The sequence below is a fragment of the Falsiroseomonas sp. RANM36 genome (assembly GCF_056682175.1).
Genome location: NZ_JBWXTD010000004.1, coordinates 44078 through 45564 on the forward strand (window position 1 = coordinate 44078; position 1487 = coordinate 45564).

At 70.5% G+C, this 1487-nt stretch carries 1 protein-coding gene; it reads right to left on the reverse strand.

The features are described from left to right. Positions 1-134: 134 nt before the first annotated feature. Positions 135-1487, reverse strand: a 1353-nt coding sequence (locus tag AC1MIR_RS13965) for an ABC transporter substrate-binding protein (RefSeq protein WP_480028803.1), incomplete at its 5' end; no start/stop codon positions are given.

Consider the following 1487-nt stretch of genomic DNA (forward strand, 5'->3'; position numbering starts at 1 on the left):
GGCCCCCCGCCCCCTTTGGCCCTCCGGCGCCGGCGCGCGCCTCCGCGCGCTTGGCTCGCCGCACAGGCGGCGGGCCGCATTCGCGGCCTCGGCCCGCGACGCGGGCCGCATGGCGGGCACCATGCGCAACATGCTCAGCGCAGCCGCGTCTGCTCGGTGATCAGCGGGCCGAGCGACATCGAGCCGCGGAGCTCGTAGCCGTAGTCCACGTTGTTGCGCCGGGCGAAGACCAGCAGCGTCTCCAGCAGCGGCACGCCGCAGACATTGTCCGTCAGGATCTTCTGCGCCTCCGCCCAGAGGCGGCGCTGCTCGTTGATGTCCGTGCTGACCCGCGCCGCGTCGATCTGCGCATCGGCCTGGTTGCAGTGCGAGAAGTTCGTCACCGCGGTCGGCGCCTTGACGATGGAGCGGCCGTGGAAGAACTGCGTCAGGTAGATGTCGGCCACGGGGAAGCGCGCCGCGGAGTAGTAGACCAGCGGCGAGAGGTCCTGGCGGATCTGCTGGTGGAAGGTGGCGTGCTCCACCACCTGCAGGTCGAGCGTGATGCCGGCGCGGCGCAGCTGCTGCTGCACCACCTGCATCATGTTGAGCATCTCCGGCAGCTGGGTGTGGATCACCCGCACCGTCAGGCCGTTCGGGTGGCCGGCCTCCGCCAGCAGCTGGCGCGCCCGGTTGACGTCGTGCGGCAGCAGCGGCTGCTGCGCGAAGCCGAGATAGCCGCGCGGCACCACGCTCTGCGCTTCCCGCGTCACGTCCTGGCCGCGGAAGCGGACCAGCTCGGCGCGATTGACGGCATGCGCAAGCGCCTGACGCACGCGGATGTCGTTGAAGGGCGGCGCGACGGTGTTGAGGTGGAGGATCGCAAGCTCGCCCGGCTCGAACACGTCCACCGTGGTGTTGGGCAGCTGCCGCGTACGGTTGATCCAGGTCTGGTCGGCGCGGCCGTAGTTCACGTCGAGCTCGTTGTTCTGGAACGCCAGGTCGCGGGAGGCGTCGGAGGGGATGAAGCGGTAGCTGATCCGCCCGATCTGCGACGCGCCGCGGAAATACTGCGCGTTCGCGGCAAGCTCCGCGCTCTGGTTCGGCGTCACGCGGTCCAGCGCGAAGGGACCTGTGCCGATCGGCGCGCGCACGAAATCCGCGCCGCGCTGCTCGGCCGCGCGGCGGGAGACGATGTAGCCGCCCGAATAGTTGGTGACGATGCCGAGCAGGCTCGGCACGTTCTCCCGCAGGACGATCCGCACCGTGTAGGGGTCCACCGCCTCCACCGTCTCGAAGGCGCGGAAATCGGCGGCGAAGGCGGAGCTGGCGGCGGTGCCGGCCTTGCGGATGCTGAACACCACGTCATCGGCCGTCAGCTCGCCGAAGCCGCCGTGGAACTGCACGCCGCGGCGCAGATGGAAGGTCCAGGTGCGGCCATCCGGGCTGCTTTCCCAACGCTCCGCGAGGTCTGGCTCGATCTCCGCCGGGTCGGTCGAGCCGGGGTT